13 protein-coding genes are annotated in these 16,803 nt (G+C 70.2%); all 13 read right to left on the reverse strand.

Going from position 1 to position 16,803, the window contains the following annotated elements:
• Window positions 1–86: 86 nt before the first annotated feature.
• A complete protein-coding gene (gene pgi, locus FNH04_RS12080) occupies window positions 87–1,739 on the reverse strand; it encodes a glucose-6-phosphate isomerase (RefSeq protein ID WP_152783316.1) in 1,653 nt (550 codons plus the stop codon).
• Between the two features lie 61 nt (window positions 1,740–1,800).
• Complete coding sequence (locus FNH04_RS12085; RefSeq protein ID WP_322722950.1) at window positions 1,801–3,072, reverse strand: MFS transporter; 1,272 nt, start codon at window positions 3,070–3,072, stop codon at window positions 1,801–1,803.
• 167 nt (window positions 3,073–3,239) lie between these two features.
• The gene (locus FNH04_RS12090; RefSeq protein ID WP_079083975.1) at window positions 3,240–3,575 is read right to left on the reverse strand and encodes an RNA polymerase-binding protein RbpA; all 336 of its coding nucleotides are present in this window, start codon (window positions 3,573–3,575) and stop codon (window positions 3,240–3,242) included.
• A gap of 230 nt (window positions 3,576–3,805) precedes the next feature.
• Complete coding sequence (secG, locus tag FNH04_RS12095) at window positions 3,806–4,036, reverse strand: preprotein translocase subunit SecG (RefSeq protein ID WP_009300451.1); 231 nt, start codon at window positions 4,034–4,036, stop codon at window positions 3,806–3,808.
• A 124-nt stretch (window positions 4,037–4,160) separates the two neighbouring features.
• Complete coding sequence (gene tpiA, locus FNH04_RS12100) at window positions 4,161–4,949, reverse strand: triose-phosphate isomerase (protein WP_194236642.1); 789 nt, start codon at window positions 4,947–4,949, stop codon at window positions 4,161–4,163.
• Between the two features lie 6 nt (window positions 4,950–4,955).
• Window positions 4,956–6,167: a phosphoglycerate kinase gene (locus tag FNH04_RS12105; protein WP_152783318.1), complete on the reverse strand. Its 1,212-nt coding sequence runs from the start codon at window positions 6,165–6,167 to the stop codon at window positions 4,956–4,958.
• A 187-nt stretch (window positions 6,168–6,354) separates the two neighbouring features.
• On the reverse strand, window positions 6,355–7,359 hold the full coding sequence (gene gap, locus FNH04_RS12110; protein WP_322722951.1) for a type I glyceraldehyde-3-phosphate dehydrogenase: 1,005 nt from the start codon (window positions 7,357–7,359) through the stop codon (window positions 6,355–6,357).
• Between the two features lie 222 nt (window positions 7,360–7,581).
• A complete protein-coding gene (locus tag FNH04_RS12115) occupies window positions 7,582–10,533 on the reverse strand; it encodes a M14 family metallopeptidase (RefSeq protein ID WP_152783320.1) in 2,952 nt (983 codons plus the stop codon).
• Between the two features lie 186 nt (window positions 10,534–10,719).
• The gene (whiA, locus tag FNH04_RS12120; RefSeq protein ID WP_152783322.1) at window positions 10,720–11,709 is read right to left on the reverse strand and encodes a DNA-binding protein WhiA; all 990 of its coding nucleotides are present in this window, start codon (window positions 11,707–11,709) and stop codon (window positions 10,720–10,722) included.
• Window positions 11,700–12,770, reverse strand: a complete 1,071-nt coding sequence (locus FNH04_RS12125) for a gluconeogenesis factor YvcK family protein (RefSeq protein ID WP_152783324.1) — start codon at window positions 12,768–12,770, stop codon at window positions 11,700–11,702. Before FNH04_RS12125 ends, whiA begins: the two co-directional genes overlap by 10 nt.
• Window positions 12,767–13,795, reverse strand: a complete 1,029-nt coding sequence (rapZ, locus tag FNH04_RS12130; protein ID WP_152783326.1) for an RNase adapter RapZ — start codon at window positions 13,793–13,795, stop codon at window positions 12,767–12,769. The genes FNH04_RS12125 and rapZ overlap by 4 nt, the downstream gene beginning before the upstream one ends.
• Window positions 13,792–15,897 carry an excinuclease ABC subunit UvrC gene (gene uvrC / locus FNH04_RS12135; RefSeq protein WP_152783328.1) on the reverse strand — a complete coding sequence of 702 codons (2,106 nt, stop codon included), beginning with the start codon at window positions 15,895–15,897 and terminating at the stop codon, window positions 13,792–13,794. The genes rapZ and uvrC overlap by 4 nt, the downstream gene beginning before the upstream one ends.
• Window positions 15,898–15,973: 76 nt before the next feature.
• Window positions 15,974–16,657, reverse strand: a complete 684-nt coding sequence (locus tag FNH04_RS12140; RefSeq protein WP_152783330.1) for a response regulator transcription factor — start codon at window positions 16,655–16,657, stop codon at window positions 15,974–15,976.
• Between the last annotated feature and the right edge of the window lie 146 nt (window positions 16,658–16,803).

Consider the following 16,803-nt stretch of genomic DNA (forward strand, 5'->3'; position numbering starts at 1 on the left):
GGGCCGGGGCGCTGAGGGGCTGGTGCACCGCGTGGTCGGGCGGACGGTTCGTGCGGCCGCCCACCCGACCGTGGTCACCAGGTCCTCTACCGGCCCCGCAGCTCGCGGTACTTGGCGACCAGGGACTGTGTCGAGGCGTCCAGCCCCGGTACCTCCGCGCCCTCGGTGAGCGCCGGTTCGACGCGCTTGGCGAGGACCTTGCCGAGCTCGACGCCCCACTGGTCGAAGGAGTCGATGTTCCAGATCGCGCCCTGGACGAAGACCTTGTGCTCGTACAGCGCGATCAGCTGGCCGAGGACCGACGGGGTCAGCTCCTTCGCGAGGATCGTGGTCGTCGGGTGGTTGCCCTGGAACGTCTTGTGCGGCACCAGCTCCTCCGGCACCCCCTCGGCCCGTACCTCGTCCGGGGTCTTGCCGAAGGCCAGCGCCTGGGTCTGCGCGAAGAAGTTGGCCATCAGCAGATCGTGCTGGGCGACCAGGCCGGGCAGCAGGTCCGCCACCGGCTCGGCGAAGCCGATGAAGTCGGCCGGGATCAGCTTCGTGCCCTGGTGGATGAGCTGGTAGTACGCGTGCTGCCCGTTCGTCCCCGGCGTGCCCCACACCACCGGCCCGGTCTGCCAGTCCACCGGCTGTCCGTCCCGGCCCACGTACTTGCCGTTGGACTCCATGTCGAGCTGCTGCAGGTACGCCGTGAACTTCGACAGGTAGTGGCTGTACGGCAGCACCGCGTGCGACTGCGCGTCATGGAAGTTGCCGTACCAGACGCCCAGCAGACCCAGCAGCAGCGGCACGTTGGACTCGGCGGGTGCCGTGCGGAAGTGCTCGTCGACGAGCCGGAACCCGTCGAGCATCTCCAGGAACCGGTCCGGCCCGATGGCGATCATCAGGGACAGGCCGATCGCCGAGTCGTACGAGTAGCGGCCGCCGACCCAGTCCCAGAACTCGAACATGTTGGCCGTGTCGATACCGAAGTCCGACACCTTCTCGGCGTTGGTCGACAGCGCCACGAAGTGCTTGGCCACCGCCTCCTGGCCGGCCTTCAGCTCCGTGAGCAGCCAGTCGCGCGCCGAGGTGGCGTTGGTGATCGTCTCGATCGTCGTGAACGTCTTCGAGGCGATGATGAACAGCGTCTCGGCGGCGTCCAGATCCCGTACCGCCTCGTGCAGGTCGGCGCCGTCCACGTTGGACACGAAGCGGAGGGTGAGGCCGCGGTCGGTGTAGGAGCGCAGCACGTCGTACGCCATCGCCGGGCCCAGGTCGGAGCCGCCGATACCGACGTTGACGATGTTCTTGATGCGCTTGCCCGTGTGGCCGGTCCACTCGCCGGAGCGGATCCTCTCCGAGAACGCGGCCATCTTGTCGAGCACGGCGTGCACACCCGGTACGACGTTCTCCCCGTCGACCTCGATCACCGCGTCCCGCGGGGCTCGCAGGGCCGTGTGCAGCACGGCACGGTTCTCGGTGGTGTTGATCTTCTCGCCGCGGAACATGGCCTCGCGCAGCCCGAACACGCCCGTCGCGGCGGCCAGTTCCCGCAGCAGCCGCAGCGTCTCGTCGGTCACCAGGTGCTTGGAGTAGTCGACGTGCAGATCGCCGACCTGGAGCGTGTACCCGGCGCCGCGTCCCGGGTCCGCGGCGAACAGCTCGCGCAGCTGGACCTCGCCCAGCTCCTCCCGGTGCCTGGCCAGCGCCGCCCACTGGGACGTCTGGTTGAGCCTGGTACGGCCTTCTGCGTTCATGTCGGACTTCAGCCTTCTTTCCGGTCCTGCCTGCGTACCTTGCCCCGCTGCCGGTCCCAACCTAATGGAGCGCGTCGGAACACGAACTCTCGTCCCGTGGCCGGCCGGCTTCACCATCAGATACGTCCGCTCCGAGCCCGGGTATCAGCGCGGCGACGGACAGAACGAAGAAGGCCGCTGCGAGCAGGGCCGGCGTGTTGAGCCCCCAGGCCGTGGCGACGGCCCCGCCCAGCAGGGCACCCAGCGGCGCCCCGGCGACACCGAGGGTCCGGAAGGCCGAGCTGACCCGGCCGAGCATGTCGGCGGGGCTGCGCTCCTGCATGAGCGTCGTCGTGTTGACGTTCCACACCATCCCCATGAGCCCGAAGACGGCCAGGCTCGCCACCAGCGCGACGAGACTGCGCACCGAGCCCATGACCACGAGCGCCAGGATCTGCACCGCGCCGGCGAGCAGCACGCTCCGGACGCGGCCCAGCCGGGCCACGAGCCGGCCGCTCACCACTCCCCCGGCGAGGCTGCCGACCGTGTACGCGGTCAGCGCCGCCGCGTATCCCACCGTGCCCGCGCCGAGCCAGCCGGTCGCCAGGAGCACGAGTGTGGCGATGAGGGCACCCATGCCGACGTTGCACAGCGCGGTGGCCGCACACAGTCCGCGCAGGGCCGGGTCGCGGCGCAGGGTCCGCAGCCCCGCGGTGATCTCCGCGCGCAGTGTGCTGCCCGCGGGTCTGGGCGCCCGCTCGGGCGGGGTGGTCCTCAGTGATGCCACGAGGGCGGCGGCCACCAGGAAGGTCAGGGCGTCCGCGGCGAAGGGGACGGCGGCCCCGGCGGCCATGAGCAGCGGCACGACGGGCCCGGCGAGGAGGCCGCCCGCGATGCGCTGCCCGGTCATCAGACGGGCGTTGGCGCTGCCCAGGGCCTCGTGGCTCACCAGGGTGGGCAGAAGGGCCGTGGACGCGTTGTCGAAGAGCGTCTGGAGGGTCGTCAGCGCGAAGGCCAGGGCGATGAGCAGGGCGATCGAGGCGCGGTCGAGGGCCACGGCCACCGCGAAGCCCGCCATGAGCAGTCCCCGCACCGCGTCCACGGTCCACATCGCACGCCGCTGGTCCACCCGGTCGGCGACGGCTCCGCCCAGGAGCCCGAACACGATCCACGGTAAGTAGCCGCAGGCGGTGACCGACACGACGAGCAGCGGCCGGTCGGTCAGCCTCGTGGCGAGCAGCGGCAGCGCGGCCGTGCGCAGCGCGTCGCCGAAGCTGGAGACCACGGCGGCACCCCACAGCCGTGTGAACGCTCCGCTCCAGGGCGCCGTCGCCCCTTGCTCAGCCCTTGTCACGTGTCCCCCTCACGATTCGTCGATGCACAAACCGTAGGGGGGACCACTGACAATCGGTCTGAGCTGGGGAAACGCGAGCTCGGGGCTGCGGGTTGCCGGTTCACTGCGGGTCCGTCGTCGCTGGTCGCGCAGTCCCCGCGCCCCTTACACGTACGCGCCCGAACGCCCTAGATCTCGCCCCTCAGTTTGGCGAGCGCCTCGGCGAGGATGGCCTCGCCGTCCGCGTCACTGCGGCGCTCCCGTACATACGCGAGGTGCGTCTTGTACGGCTCGGTGCGCGGCGGGTCCGGCGGGTTGTCCTGGTCCTGGCCTGCCGGAAAGCCGCAGCGCGGGCAGTCCCAGGTGTCGGGAACCTGCGCGTCGCTGGCGAAGCTGGGCTGGGTCTCGTGCCCGTTGGAGCACCAGAAGGAGACGCGCAGGCGGGGGGCGGACTCGCCGCGCTCGGCCTCGCCCATCGGCCCCGCCCCGACCCGGCTTCCTCGGATCGCGTTGCCACTTGCCACGGTCGTAACTCCCTGCGTGATGGTGCCGCGAAGCGAGTCGGCGTGACGCTTCGCTGCGAGCGCCTCAGTCTACGTAAGGCCCAACGCGCGTCCAGTGATTGGAGTTACACCCCGCCCCCCAGACACAAGCCCCATGATAGGCCGCGCTGTTGGGCGCGTACCGCGCATGGGGCTTTACGTGCGTATTGGTGCGTCTGTGACGCTATGCGATAGCGGCTCGGTGCGGTCGGTCAGTTGTTGACCTTCATCAGGATGCCGAGCACGACGATGCACGCGAACCACAGCAGACCGACCACCACGGTGATCCGGTCGAGGTTGCGCTCGGCGACCGAGGAGCCGCCGACGGACGACTGCATGCCGCCACCGAACATGTCGGAGAGGCCGCCGCCCTTCCCCTTGTGCATCAGCACCAGCAGCATCAGCAGCAGGCTGAAGACGATCAGGGCGATCGAGAACCCCATAACCACGGCTGGACCAACTTCCTCGGACTGATAGGACTGATATCGACGACGGGGGCCGGGCGGCATGGTCCATCATGCCTGTCCGGCCCCCGCAAGGGTACGACGTATCGCCGCTACGGCCTACTCACTGGTCACGGAAGCGCACGATCTTGACGAACTCGTCGGCGTCCAGCGACGCACCGCCGACCAGGGCGCCGTCGATGTCGGCCTGGGCCATGATCTCCGCGACGTTGCCGGCCTTCACGGAGCCGCCGTACTGGATGCGGATCTGGTCGGCGACGTCCTGCGAGTACAGCTCGGCGAGCTTGCCGCGGATGGCCGCGCAGACCTCCTGGGCGTCCTCGGCGCCGCAGACCTTGCCGGTGCCGATGGCCCAGACGGGCTCGTACGCGATCACGATGCTCTCGGCCTGCTCGGCCAGGAGGTCCTTGAGACCGCCCTCGACCTGGGCGAGCGTGTGCGTGACGTGGTTGCCCGCCTCGCGGACCTCCAGTTCCTCGCCGACGCACAGGATCGGGGTGAGGCCGTGCTTGTAGGCGGCCTTGACCTTGGCGTTGCAGAGCTCGTCGGTCTCGTTGTGGTACTGCCGGCGCTCGGAGTGGCCGACGGCCACATACGTGCACTTGAGCTTGGCCAGCATCGCGCCGGAGATCTCGCCGGTGTAGGCGCCGCCGTCGTGGGCCGAGATGTCCTGGGCGCCGTACCTGATCCTGAGCTTGTCGCCGTCGACCAGGGTCTGCACGGAGCGCAGATCGGTGAAGGGCGGGAGGACGGCGACCTCGGTGGCCTCGTAGTCCTTGTCCGCGAGGGCGAAGGCGAGCTTCTGGACGTGGGCGATGGCCTCGAGGTGGTTGAGGTTCATCTTCCAGTTGCCCGCCATCAGCGGCATGCGGCCTTTTTCGGGAGCGGTCATTGAGGGTCAGTCCTCCAGTGCTGCAAGTCCGGGGAGCGTCTTGCCCTCGAGGTATTCGAGGGAGGCGCCGCCGCCGGTCGAGATGTGGCCGAATGCGGACTCGTCGAAGCCCAGGATGCGCACGGCCGCGGCGGAGTCTCCGCCGCCGACGACCGTGAAGGCCTTGGAGTCGACGAGTGCCTGGGCGACCGCCTTGGTGCCCTCGGCGAAATCGGGGTGCTCGAAGACGCCCATCGGGCCGTTCCAGAAGACGGTGGCGGCGTCGGCGATCTTCGAGGCGTAGAGCTCGCGGGTCTGCGGACCGATGTCGAGACCCATCTGGTCGGCCGGGATGGCGTCCGCGGCGACGGCTGTGGGGTTGGCCGGAGCCTTCGTCTTCAGGTCCGGGAACGCGGGGGCGACGAGCGCGTCGACGGGCAGGACCAGTTCGACGCCGGTCTTCTCCGCGCGCTCCAGGTACTCGGTGACGGCCGCGATCTGGTCCTCCTGGAGGAGGGACGCGCCGATCTCGTACCCCTTGGCCTTGAGGAAGGTGTACGCCATACCGCCGCCGATCAGGATGCGGTCGGCCTTGCCGAGCAGCTGGTCGATGACGGCGAGCTTGTCGGAGACCTTGGCGCCGCCGAGGGCGACCACGTAGGGGCGCTGGACCTCATCGGTGAGCTTCTTGAGGACGGCGACCTCGGCTGCGATCAGATGGCCCGCGGCGTGCGGCAGGCGGGCCGGGAGGTCGTACACGGAGGCGTGCTTACGGTGCACGGCGCCGAAGCCGTCGCTCACGTAGAGGTCGGCCAGGGCGGCGAGCTGGTCGGCGAAGGCGCCGCGCTCGGCGTCGTCCTTGGAGGTCTCGCCGGGGTTGAAGCGCAGGTTCTCGATGACGGCGACCCGGCCGTCGGCGAGGCCGGCGACGGTGGACGTGGCGGACTCACCGACCGTGTCGGTCGCGAACTCCACGTCGGCGCCGAGGAGTTCACCGAGGCGGGCGGCGGCAGGGGCGAGCGAGAAGGCCGGGTCCGGGGCGCCCTTGGGACGGCCGAGGTGCGAGGCGACGACGACACGCGCACCCGCCGCGGCGAGCGCCTCGACGGTGGGCACGACGGCGCGGATACGGCCGTCGTCGGTGATGATGGTGCCATCGAGCGGCACGTTGAGATCGGCACGGACGAAGACCCGCTTGCCCGCGACACCTTCGGCGAGGAGTTCGCCGATCGTCTTCATAGAGTGACTCCTGGGTAGGGCTCTGAGTTTATTTCCCGCGAACACATCAGCCATCGATTGAGGAACCACGACGGCGAGCACCAGGTCCGCGAGAGCGGCGCCGGTTTAGGCGCAAAAAGGCGGGCCCGGTCAGCGCGGCGTTGCGCTGCCCGAGCCCTGCCTCACATCGAGTTGCCTGCTCCGGGACTCAGAGCCGCTCGCCCACGAAGACCGTGAGGTCGACGAGGCGGTTGGAGTAGCCCCACTCGTTGTCGTACCAGCCGACGATCTTGACCTGCTTGCCCTGGACCATGGTCAGGGAGGAGTCGAAGGTGCAGGAGGCGGGCCAGTTGACGATGTCCGAGGAGACGATCTGGTCCTCGGTGTACTCGAGGATGCCCTTCAGCTGACCCTCGGCGGCCTTCTGGAAGGCGGTGTTGATCTCGTCCTTGGTGACCTCGCGGTCGAGCTCGATGACGAGGTCGGTGACCGAGCCGGTCGGGACCGGGACGCGCATGGCGATGCCGTCCAGCTTGCCCTTGAGCTGCGGCAGGACGAGAGCGGTGGCCTTGGCGGCACCGGTGGTGGTCGGGATGATGTTCTCGGCGGCGGCACGGGCGCGGCGCAGGTCCTTGTGCGGGAAGTCCAGGATGCGCTGGTCGTTCGTGTACGCGTGCACCGTCGTCATCAGGCCCTTGACGATGCCGAAGTTCTCGTCGAGGACCTTCGCCATCGGCGCCACGCAGTTGGTGGTGCAGGAGGCGTTGGAGATGACGTGGTGGTTCGCCGGGTCGTACTTGTCCTGGTTGACGCCCATCACGATGGTGATGTCCTCGTCCTTGGCCGGAGCCGAGATGAGGACCTTCTTGGCGCCGCCGGCGATGTGCTTCTCGGCGTCGGCCTTCTTCGTGAAGATGCCGGTCGACTCGATGACGATGTCGACGCCCAGCTCGCCCCAGGGGATGTCGGCGGGGTTGCGCTCGGAGAGGACCTTGATCGTCTTGCCGTCGACGGTGATGGTGTCCTCGGTGTGGGACACCTCGGCCTTCAGACGGCCGAGGATGGTGTCGTACTTCAGCAGGTGAGCGGTGGTCGCGGTGTCACCCAGGTCGTTGACAGCCACGATCTCGATGTCTGCACCCTGCTCCAGCAGCGCGCGGAAGTAGTTACGACCGATGCGGCCAAAGCCGTTGATGCCTACGCGGATCGTCACGAACCGATCTCCTCGTTGGTACGCCGGTTACGAGACCGGCGAGCTGTATGGGATGTCCCCGACCGCATACGACCCTACCTCCCTGAGGCGGCGGGAGTGACATCCAGCACGCCCCATACACGGCAGGGCGGCCCGTACCAGCCAGTAGGGTACGGACCGCCCAGGTAGTGCACACCGATTACCTGATATCGGACGCCGGCCCGGTGCCGGTGTCCGCCGGCGTCAGCCCTTCAGCGCGACCAGCGCCCTGCGCAGCAGAGCCGTGCGGTCGGCGGCCGCGGTGACGTGTTCCAGGCCGAAGCCCAGCAGCACCGTGTCGCCGGTGGTGACCGCTCCGTACGTCTTGAAGAGCTCGCCGGACAGGCCCCAGTCCTTGATGACGGCCGGGCTGCCCGCGGGCGGGCCCGGAGTGCTCCAGGCACCCAGGGACGTCTCGAAGCCCTCGGCCTGGCCGGCCGTGCCGCCGATGACGACGGAGGCGTTGTCGGCGAGGACGCCGTGACCCCCGGAGCCGGGGTCGGTGATGTAGCTCAGCGCGACCTCGACCGTCTTCCCGGCGTACGCGGAGAGGTCGAACTCGACCTGCTGCCAGCCGCTCGAAGCCCCGGTGAAGCTGTTCCAGGACCCGCTGGTGCCGGTGGCCGTGCAGCCGTTGTCGCCCAGGGCCAGATACCGCTTCAGGGCCGGGTGGGCCTGGATGAAGTACCCCGCCTCGCACTCGGTGGGCACGGCGGTGCCGGTGGCGCCGCCCGCCTCCGGGAGCGTGGTCCAGTCGTCGGCCCCCGCGGTGTGGGCTTCCAGCACGGCGTGGTCGTAGCCCTCCTCCGTGTCCCACAGGAGCTGGGTCCGCAGGGCCGGCTTGTCGGCCGCGCTCACGGAGGTGAGGTCGATGGTGCGGGTGAGGCGGTTCCAGGCGTAGTCGGTGTGGGTGACGGCCGCCATGGAGGAACCCGCGTACGGGCCGTACGGGTTGACGGTGCCGGGGTATCCGCCCGCCCCCGCGCTCTCGAACTGCGGGAACGTCTCGACGGGCAGGGTCTCCGAGGTGACGCCGAACGACCCGGCGGCGTTCAGCGGGTTGCCGGGCGCGTCGCCGAGCGGGGCGGTGACGCCCTGGAGCCTGCCGGTGCCGTCGAAGGCGGTGACGGCCGGGGTCGTCGTCCGGGTGTAGGCGCCGAGGTAGTACTGGCTGAAGTCGTTCGACAGGGTGCCCCCGCCGAGGTCGACGGAGCCGCCGGCCGTCTCGCCCGCCTCGATCAGCTTGCCGCCCTCGTTGAGGAAGGCGCGCAGTTCGAGCTGAGTGGCGTTGCCCGGGCGTACGGCACCCGTGTAGTGGACGACCGTCCTGAAGTGGTCGAGCACGCCGAGCGCGTCGGGCGCGCCCTGGGTGGCGACGTCCCAGACGACCGCCTTCCTGCCGTTGGCCTTCAGCGCGTCCACGTAGGTCTGCGCCTGGGTCTGGGCCGCGCCCTCCTCGGCGACGACGAGCGTGTCCGCCTTGGGCCGCTCGGCGATCGTGTACGTGAAGCGCGGGCTGGAGGTGCGTTTGCCGGCCTTCGTCCTGCCGGTGAACCAGACCTCGACCTTGTCGCCCGGTTCGCCGTGCCGCACCTTGGCCCGGTACTCGTCGAAGTACAGGTTGTCCTCACCGCCGAACGTCTCTCCGCCCTTCCAGCGGCTGAGCGCCCGGTCGTGCGTACGGCCGCCGTTGACGCGGTACTTGAGCTCCTTGTCGCGCACGGACTTCCGTGCGACGACGGAGACCTCCTGGTCGGCGCCGCGCGAGTACGACGTGGTGAAGCCGGCCGGGGTGAAGTCGGGGGCGTCGACGCCGACCGAGGACTTCGGCCGGTCGGGCTTCGCGGCGGACTCGGCGACGGAGAGCGCGAACGGGACGTTCTTCGCGAACTCCTGCTGGATCAGCTTCTCGTCGTCCGGGAAGGTGAAGACCGACGCGCAGTCCCTGGGCTGCCAGGCGTCGTCCGGGTCGACGTTGGACGCCGTCTCGCAGGTCGACATCTCCGGGGTGAACATCAACGTGCCGTTGACGTTGGCCGCGTGGCCGTCCGCCTCGCCGTTGGTGGTGTACAGCTCGGAGGAGAGCTGCGGGTGGTAGCCCGGGACCGCGGGGTTCTCGGGCGTGCCGGCGAGGGACTTGTAGAGCACGTCGTCGGGGGTGGGGGTGGCCACCTGCCAGCCGACTCCGTAGAGGATCAGTTCGGCGGCCGAGTGGTAGTTGATGCCGTACTCGAAGCCGATGCGCTTCTCGAAGCGGTCGAGGGCCCTGGTCTCGGGCTCGGAGTTCGGGCCGGCGCCGCGGTAGGTCTGGCTGGTGGGGAACGGGGAGGAACCCTCGTCGTCGTAGCCCCACTTGTAGGCGAAGTTGCGGTTGAGGTCGACACCGTCGCCGATGGCGATCCGGCCGTCGCCGTTGTTGTCGCGCATGTTCTTGCGCCACTGGCGGTCGCCGTCGGCCTTGTGTGTGAAGTCGTAGCCGTCCGGGTTGGCGGAGAGCACGAACCACAGCTCGGTCGAGTCGACGATCTTCTTGACGCGCTTGTCCGTCTTGTAGTTGTCCAGGTAGTGGTGCATCAGGCGCCGGGTCATCTCCGGCGTGATCCACTCGCGCGCGTGCTGGTTGGACAGGTACAGGACGGAGGGCTTGGCGCCGTCCTTGGTCTTCTTGGCGTTCCTGGTCAGTTTGAGCGCGAGGATGTCCTGTCCCTGGAGGGACTTGCCGATGGAGACCACCTTGGTCAGGGACGGGTGCTCCTGGCCCGTCCGGATGATCTCCTCCTTGAGGTTGCCGGCTCCGCTGTAGGGCCGGTAGACCCCGTCCCCGGCGGCGGCCACGCGCGCGCGTGCCTTCGCCGAGATCGTGTGCTCCCTGAGGTCGACGCCCTTCTGCTCCAGCTCTTCGGCCTGCTTGTCGGTGAGGTAGACCTCGACGGTGGCCGTGCCCTTGTCGGGCGCCCGTTCGCCGAGTTCGTGGCTGTCCTGGCCGGCTGCCAGCAGCAGGGGTATCTGCTGCTTGGTGACCTCGGCCCGGAACACCTTGACCTCGTTCTGATCGGGAGAACCTGCGTCCTCCGCGGCCTGCGCCACGGGAGCGAGTCCCGCGCCGCCCAGCAGGAGTGCGCCAACAGCGAGGATCGGTCTCGCCTTACGTCTCATGAGCCCCCCTTGCAATGGTTCGCCCCAGCAGCGAACGTATGCCAGGCTCATGACAGATCATGATCCAGTCAAGGGCGCCTCGGGGAAACGGCGGCAGAGTCCGGAAGAACGCGGAACGCCGGCGCCGACAGCCCCAAGTGGGCGTCGGCACCGGCGTGTTGATCGCCCGGCCCGTCCGACGGGACGTCAGCCCGCCAGGTTGTCGGCCATCTCCTCCGTGAGGTTGGACTCTGTGCCCGGGATGCCGAGGTCGGTGGCGCGCTTGTCGGCCATGGCGAGCAACCGGCGGATACGGCCCGCGACGGCGTCCTTGGTCAGCGGCGGGTCGGCGAGGGCGCCCAGCTCCTCCAGCGAGGCCTGCTTGTGCTCCATGCGCAGACGGCCGGCTGCCGCGAGATGCTCGGGCACCTCCTCGCCGAGGATCTCCAGAGCGCGCTGGACCCGGGCACCGGCGGCCACGGCGGCGCGGGCCGAGCGGCGCAGGTTGGCGTCGTCGAAGTTGGCGAGCCGGTTCGCCGTGGCGCGGACCTCTCGGCGCATCCGCCGCTCCTCCCAGGCCAGCACGGACTCGTGCGCGCCGAGCCGGGTGAGCAGGGCGCCGATCGCGTCGCCGTCCCGGACGACGACCCGGTCCACGCCCCGTACCTCGCGGGCCTTCGCGGCGATCGACAGCCGGCGGGCGGCGCCGACCAGGGCGAGCGCGGCCTCCGGACCCGGGCAGGTCACCTCCAGGGAGGAGGACCGGCCGGGCTCGGTGAGCGAGCCGTGTGCGAGGAACGCCCCGCGCCACGCCGCCTCCGCGTCACAGGTGGCCCCCGAGACCACCTGCGGCGGCAGGCCCCGGATCGGGCGGCCGCGGCCGTCGACGAGTCCGGTCTGGCGGGCCAGCTGGTCGCCGCCCGCGACCACGCGGACCACATAACGGGAGCCGCGGCGCAGACCGCCGGGCGCCATCACGATCAGCTCGGAGCTGTGGCCGAAGATCTCCAGGATGTCGCGCTTGAGCCGGCGCGCGGCCATCGCCGTGTCCAGCTCCGCCTCGATCACGATGCGCCCGCTCACCAGGTGCAGCCCGCCCGCGAACCGAAGGATCGCCGAGACCTCCGCCTTTCTGCAGCAGGTCCGGGTGACGGGTAGCCGGGAGATCTCGTCCTTCACCGCTGCCGTCATCGCCATGGGCCGATCCTTCCATGCATCCGAAAAATACGGTCGTACGCGGCTGCCAACAGCTCCGGGTCGTGCCGCGGGGATCCGTCGGTCCGGGCCACCGGCGCCAGCTCGACCGCGGCGCCGAACCGCTGGGCGGCGTCGGTGAGCGACGCGCGGTCGGGTACGGCGGCCGTGTCGGCCAGCACCACGTCCAGGGCGAGTTTAGGGGCGTGTCGTGCCAAAACCTCCAAATGACGCTGCGGGGAGAAGCCGTCGGTTTCTCCGGGCTGCGGCGCGAGGTTGAGGGACAGCACCCGGCGCGCCTTCGTCTCCGTGAGGGCGTCGAGCAGCTCGGGCACCAGCAGGTGCGGGATGACCGAGGAGAACCAGGAGCCGGGGCCGAGCACCACCCAGTCCGCGTCGAGGACCGCCTCGACGGCTTCGGGGACGGCGGGCGGGTCGTGCGGCACGAGGTGCACGGACTGCACCTCGCCGGGCGTGAGCGCGACGGTCGCCTGCCCCCGTACGGTGCCGACGTCGTCCGGGCGGTCCGGGTCGTGCCCCTTGACCAGCGCCTGGAGCTCCAGGGGTACGGCGGACATGGGCAGCACCCGGCCCTGGGCGCCCAGGAGCCTGCCGACCAGGTCGAGGGCCTGGACATGGTCGCCGAGCTGCTCCCACAGGGCGACGATCAGCAGGTTGCCGACCGCGTGCTCGTGCAGCTCGCCCTTGCTCTGGAAGCGGTGCTGGATGACACGGGCCCAGGTCTGGCCCCAGTCGTCGTCGCCGCACAGCGCGGCCAGCGCCTTGCGCAGGTCGCCGGGCGGGAGCACGCCCAGCTCGTCGCGCAGGCGCCCGCTGGAGCCGCCGTCGTCGGCCACGGTGACGACGGCCGTGAGATCGCCGGTGATCCGGCGCAGGGCGGCGAGCGAGGCGGACAGACCCATGCCGCCGCCGAGCGCGACGACCTTCGGCTGGGCTCCGCGACGGCGCACCCGGGCGCCGCGGGCCACGGCGGGTCTGTCCCCGCGCCCGTCCGGCGTCGTCCGGCGCAGCCTGCTCAGCCGCAGAGCGGCGCGTCCCGTCATTCGCGGCCCATGTCGCGGTGTACGACCACGGTCTCGACGCCCTGGGAGGCGAGGCGGGCGGCGAGCTTCTCGGAGGTGGCGACCGAGCGGTGCTTGCCGCCGGTGCAGCCGACCGCGACGGTCACGTACCGCTTGCCCTCGCGGCGGTAGCCGGCGGCGATGAGCTGCAGCAGCTCCGCGTAGCGGTCGAGGAACTCCTTGGCGCCGGGCTGGTTGAAGACGTAGTTGGAGACCTCCTCGTTGAGCCCGGTGTAGGGGCGCAGCTCGGGGACCCAGTGGGGGTTCGGCAGGAAACGCATGTCCACGACCAGGTCGGCGTCGACCGGAAGGCCGTACTTGAAGCCGAAGGACATGACGGTGGCCCGCAGCTCGGGCTCCTCCTCGCCGGCGAACTGGGCGTCCATCTTGGCGCGCAGTTCGTGCACGTTCAGGCTGGAGGTGTCGATCACCAGGTCGGCGTCGCCGCGCAGCTCGCGCAGCAGCTCGCGCTCGGCGTCGATGCCGTCGACGATGCGGCCGTCGCCCTGGAGGGGGTGCGGGCGGCGCACGGACTCGAAGCGGCGCACCAGGGCCTCGTCGGAGGACTCCAGGAAGACGATCCGCCGCGTGACGCTCTTCGCCTCCAGATCGGCGAGGGACTCGCGGAGGTTGTCGAAGAAGCGGCGGCCGCGCACGTCGACGACGACCGCGATCCTCGCGACGTTGCCCTGGGAGCGGGCGCCGAGCTCCACCATGGTGGGGATCAGCGCGGGCGGCAGGTTGTCCACGACGAACCAGCCGAGGTCCTCCAGGCACTTGGCGGCCGTCGAGCGGCCGGCTCCGGACATGCCGGAGATGATGACCAGCTCGGGGATGGCCGCCTCGGGGACCCCGGGGGCCGTTTCGATGCCCGTACTCACGTGTGCTCCGTCTTCCTGTGGCGCCGGGTGCTGCGAGGCATGCTCGCCCGCGTCCTTGTGGGCTTCCTCGCGCCGTGCTGTGTGCGTGTCGCGCCCTTCTTCCGGGCGCGTGTCGTGCTCGGTCATCTCTCCTGCCCCCGCCGTTCGTCAAGGGCGCCCGCGGACACGGGCTCCCCCGAGGGGCCCGCCGTCGTACCGGGTACCCCGTGTGCCGCGTCTGCCGTGTCCGCCGCGTCTTCTTCGTATTCCATGATCTCTCCGGTCGCCGTGTTCACGGCGGGTGCGGCCGGGGCCGCCCGGGCCAGGGCCGCGGCGATCGTCTCGGCCGTCTTGCGGCCTATGCCGGGGACCTCGCAGATCTGGTCGATCGTCGCGGAGCGCAGTTTCCTCACCGAGCCGAAGTGCCTGATCACCGCCTGCCTGCGGGTGTCGCCGAGGCCGGGTACGTCGTCCAGGGGGCTCGACCGGAAACGCTTGGCGCGCTTGGTGCGCTGATAGGTGATCGCGAAGCGGTGCGCCTCGTCGCGGACGCGCTGGAGCAGGTACAGGCCCTCGCTGGTGCGGGGCAGGACGACGGGGTCGCCCTCGTCGGGCAGCCAGACCTCCTCCAGGCGCTTGGCGAGCCCGCATACGGCGATGTCGTCGATGCCGAGCTCGTCGAGGGCCCTGCGGGCGGCGGCGACCTGGGGCTGCCCGCCGTCGACGACGACGAGCTGGGGCGGGTAGGCGAAGCGCTTGGGGCGACCGTCGTCGTCCTTGTGCCGCTCGGTGCCGGTGAGGGGCTCGCCGTCGCCGGGCTCCTCGCCGTCGGTCCATTCGCCGGTCTTCTCCTTCTCGGCGAGGTACCGCCGGAAGCGGCGCGTGATCACCTCGTGCATGGAGCGGACGTCGTCCTGCCCCTCGAAGCCTTTGATCTGGAAGCGCCGGTACTCGCTCTTGCGGGCCAGCCCGTCCTCGAAGACGACCATGGAGGCCACCACGTCCTCACCCTGGAGGTGCGAGATGTCGTAGCACTCGATCCGCAGGGGCGCGCTGTCGAGGTCGAGGGCCTCGGCGATCTCCTCCAGGGCGCGCGAGCGGGTGGTCAGGTCGGAGGCCCGCTTGGTCTTGTGGAGCACGAGCGCCTGCTGGGCGTTGCGCTGCACGGTCTCCATGAGGGCCTTCTTGTCGCCGCGCTGCGGGATGCGCAGGGACACGTTGGAGCCGCGGCGGTCGGTGAGCCACTGCTGGACGGGGTCCACGGGGTCGGGCAGGGCGGGGACCAGCACCTCCTTGGGGACGGCGTCGCCGGTCTCCTCGCCGTAGAGCTGCTGAAGGGCATGCTCGACGAGGTCGCCGGTGGTGACGGCCTCCACCTTGTCGGTCACCCAGCCGCGCTGGCCGCGCACGCGTCCGCCGCGCACGTGGAAGATCTGCACGGCCGCCTCCAGCTCGTCCTCGGCGACCGCCATCAGGTCCGCGTCGGTCGCGTCGGCGAGCACGACCGCGTTCTTCTCCATGGCCTTCTTCAGGGCCTCGATGTCGTCGCGCAGACGGGCGGCCCGCTCGTACTCCATCTCGTCGGCCGCCGCCGTCATCTGCTTCTCCAGGCGGCGCAGGTACGTGCCCGTGCGGCCGGCCATGAAATCGCAGAAGTCGTCGGCCAGTTCGCGGTGGTCCTCGGCGGAGATCCGCTCGACGCAGGGTGCCGAGCACTTGCCGATGTAGCCCAGCAGGCAGGGGCGTCCGGTCCGGGTGGCGTTCTTGAACACGCCGGCCGAGCAGGTGCGCACGGGGAAGACGCGCAGCAGCAGGTCGACGGTGTCGCGGATCGCCCACGCGTGCGCGTACGGCCCGAAGTAGCGCACGCCCTTCTTCTTGTGACCGCGCATCACCTGGACGCGGGGGTACTGCTCGTTCATCGTCACCGCGAGGTACGGGTAGCTCTTGTCGTCGCGGTACTTGACGTTGAAGCGGGGGTCGAACTCCTTGATCCAGGAGTACTCCAGCTGGAGCGCCTCCACCTCCGTGGACACCACCGTCCACTCCACGGAGGCAGCCGTGGTGACCATGGTGCGGGTGCGCGGGTGGAGGCCCGCCAGGTCCTGGAAGTAGTTCGCCAGGCGCTGGCGCAGGCTCTTCGCCTTCCCGACGTAGATCACCCGGCGGTGCTCGTCACGGAACTTGTAGACCCCGGGGGAGTCCGGGATCTGTCCCGGCTCGGGGCGGTAGCTGGAGGGGTCGGCCATGTCCACACCCTACTGGCGGGGACCGACATCGCGGCGGCCCTGTGGACAGAGCCCGCGGCCGGGGTGGCTGCGGTGTTCACCCGCCGTGCTGGCCCGACTCCAGGAAGGTCAGGACGGCCAGGACGCGACGGTGGTCGTCGGTGTCCTCCGGCAGCCGCAGCTTGCCCAGGATGCTGCGCACATGCTTCTCGACGGTGCCCTCGGTCACCCACAGACGGCGTGCGATACCGGCGTTGGACCTGCCCTCGGCCATGAGGGCGAGGACCTCGCGCTCGCGGTTGCTGAGGATGCCGAGGGGGTCGTCCCGGCGCTGCGCGGTGACCAGTTCCTGCACCAGGGAGGGGTCGACCACCGAGCCGCCCCTGAGGATCCGCTCCAGTGTCTCGATGAACTCCTCGACCACCGTGACCCGGCTCTTGAGCAGGTAGCCGATGCGGCGGCCGCCCGCCAGCAGCTCCAGGGCGTCCTCGACCTCGGCGTACGCCGACAGCACGAGGATCCCCAGGCCGGGGTGGCGGTCGCGGATGGCGCGGGCCGCCTTCAGGCCCTCGGTTGACTGGGTCGGCGGCATCCTGATGTCGATGATCGCCAGGTCCGGCCGCTTGTTCTCGACCAGCTCGAGCAGGTGGACGGCGTCACCGGCCTGACCCACCACCTCGTATCCGACCCGCTCGCACAGGCTGGCCAGTCCCTCCCGCAGCAGGACGTCGTCGTCGGCGAGAACGACCCTCCCTAGCGGGGACTGCTGTTCCGCGTTCATGTCCGGTGCCCCTGTCCGCTCTGCGCGTCCGGTGCGGTGTGCCGGCAACAGCCTGCCGGAAGGAGGCCTTTCCGGCTAGCAGGAAACGGAGTTGGTGGGTGGCTGTGACGACAGAGGAACGTTTCGGCGGGATTCTCGAACCAGTG

Source organism: Streptomyces phyllanthi (assembly GCF_009377205.1).
Taxonomy (GTDB): Bacteria; Actinomycetota; Actinomycetes; order Streptomycetales; family Streptomycetaceae; genus Streptomyces; species Streptomyces phyllanthi.

What these genes read in the sequence shown, in the direction of transcription:
- FNH04_RS12105 (WP_152783318.1), bottom strand. Translation starts at nt 6,167, where the DNA reads ATGAAGACGATCGGCGAACTCCTCGCCGAAGGTGTCGCGGGCAAGCGG.
- FNH04_RS12125 (WP_152783324.1), bottom strand. Translation starts at nt 12,770, where the DNA reads ATGACGGGACGCGCCGCTCTGCGGCTGAGCAGGCTGCGCCGGACGACG.
- FNH04_RS12115 (WP_152783320.1), bottom strand. Translation starts at nt 10,533, where the DNA reads ATGAGACGTAAGGCGAGACCGATCCTCGCTGTTGGCGCACTCCTGCTG.
- pgi (WP_152783316.1), bottom strand. Translation starts at nt 1,739, where the DNA reads ATGAACGCAGAAGGCCGTACCAGGCTCAACCAGACGTCCCAGTGGGCG.
- FNH04_RS12140 (WP_152783330.1), bottom strand. Translation starts at nt 16,657, where the DNA reads ATGAACGCGGAACAGCAGTCCCCGCTAGGGAGGGTCGTTCTCGCCGAC.
- rapZ (WP_152783326.1), bottom strand. Translation starts at nt 13,795, where the DNA reads ATGACCGAGCACGACACGCGCCCGGAAGAAGGGCGCGACACGCACACA.
- tpiA (WP_194236642.1), bottom strand. Translation starts at nt 4,949, where the DNA reads ATGACCGCTCCCGAAAAAGGCCGCATGCCGCTGATGGCGGGCAACTGG.
- uvrC (WP_152783328.1), bottom strand. Translation starts at nt 15,897, where the DNA reads ATGGCCGACCCCTCCAGCTACCGCCCCGAGCCGGGACAGATCCCGGAC.
- whiA (WP_152783322.1), bottom strand. Translation starts at nt 11,709, where the DNA reads ATGGCGATGACGGCAGCGGTGAAGGACGAGATCTCCCGGCTACCCGTC.
- secG (WP_009300451.1), bottom strand. Translation starts at nt 4,036, where the DNA reads ATGGGGTTCTCGATCGCCCTGATCGTCTTCAGCCTGCTGCTGATGCTG.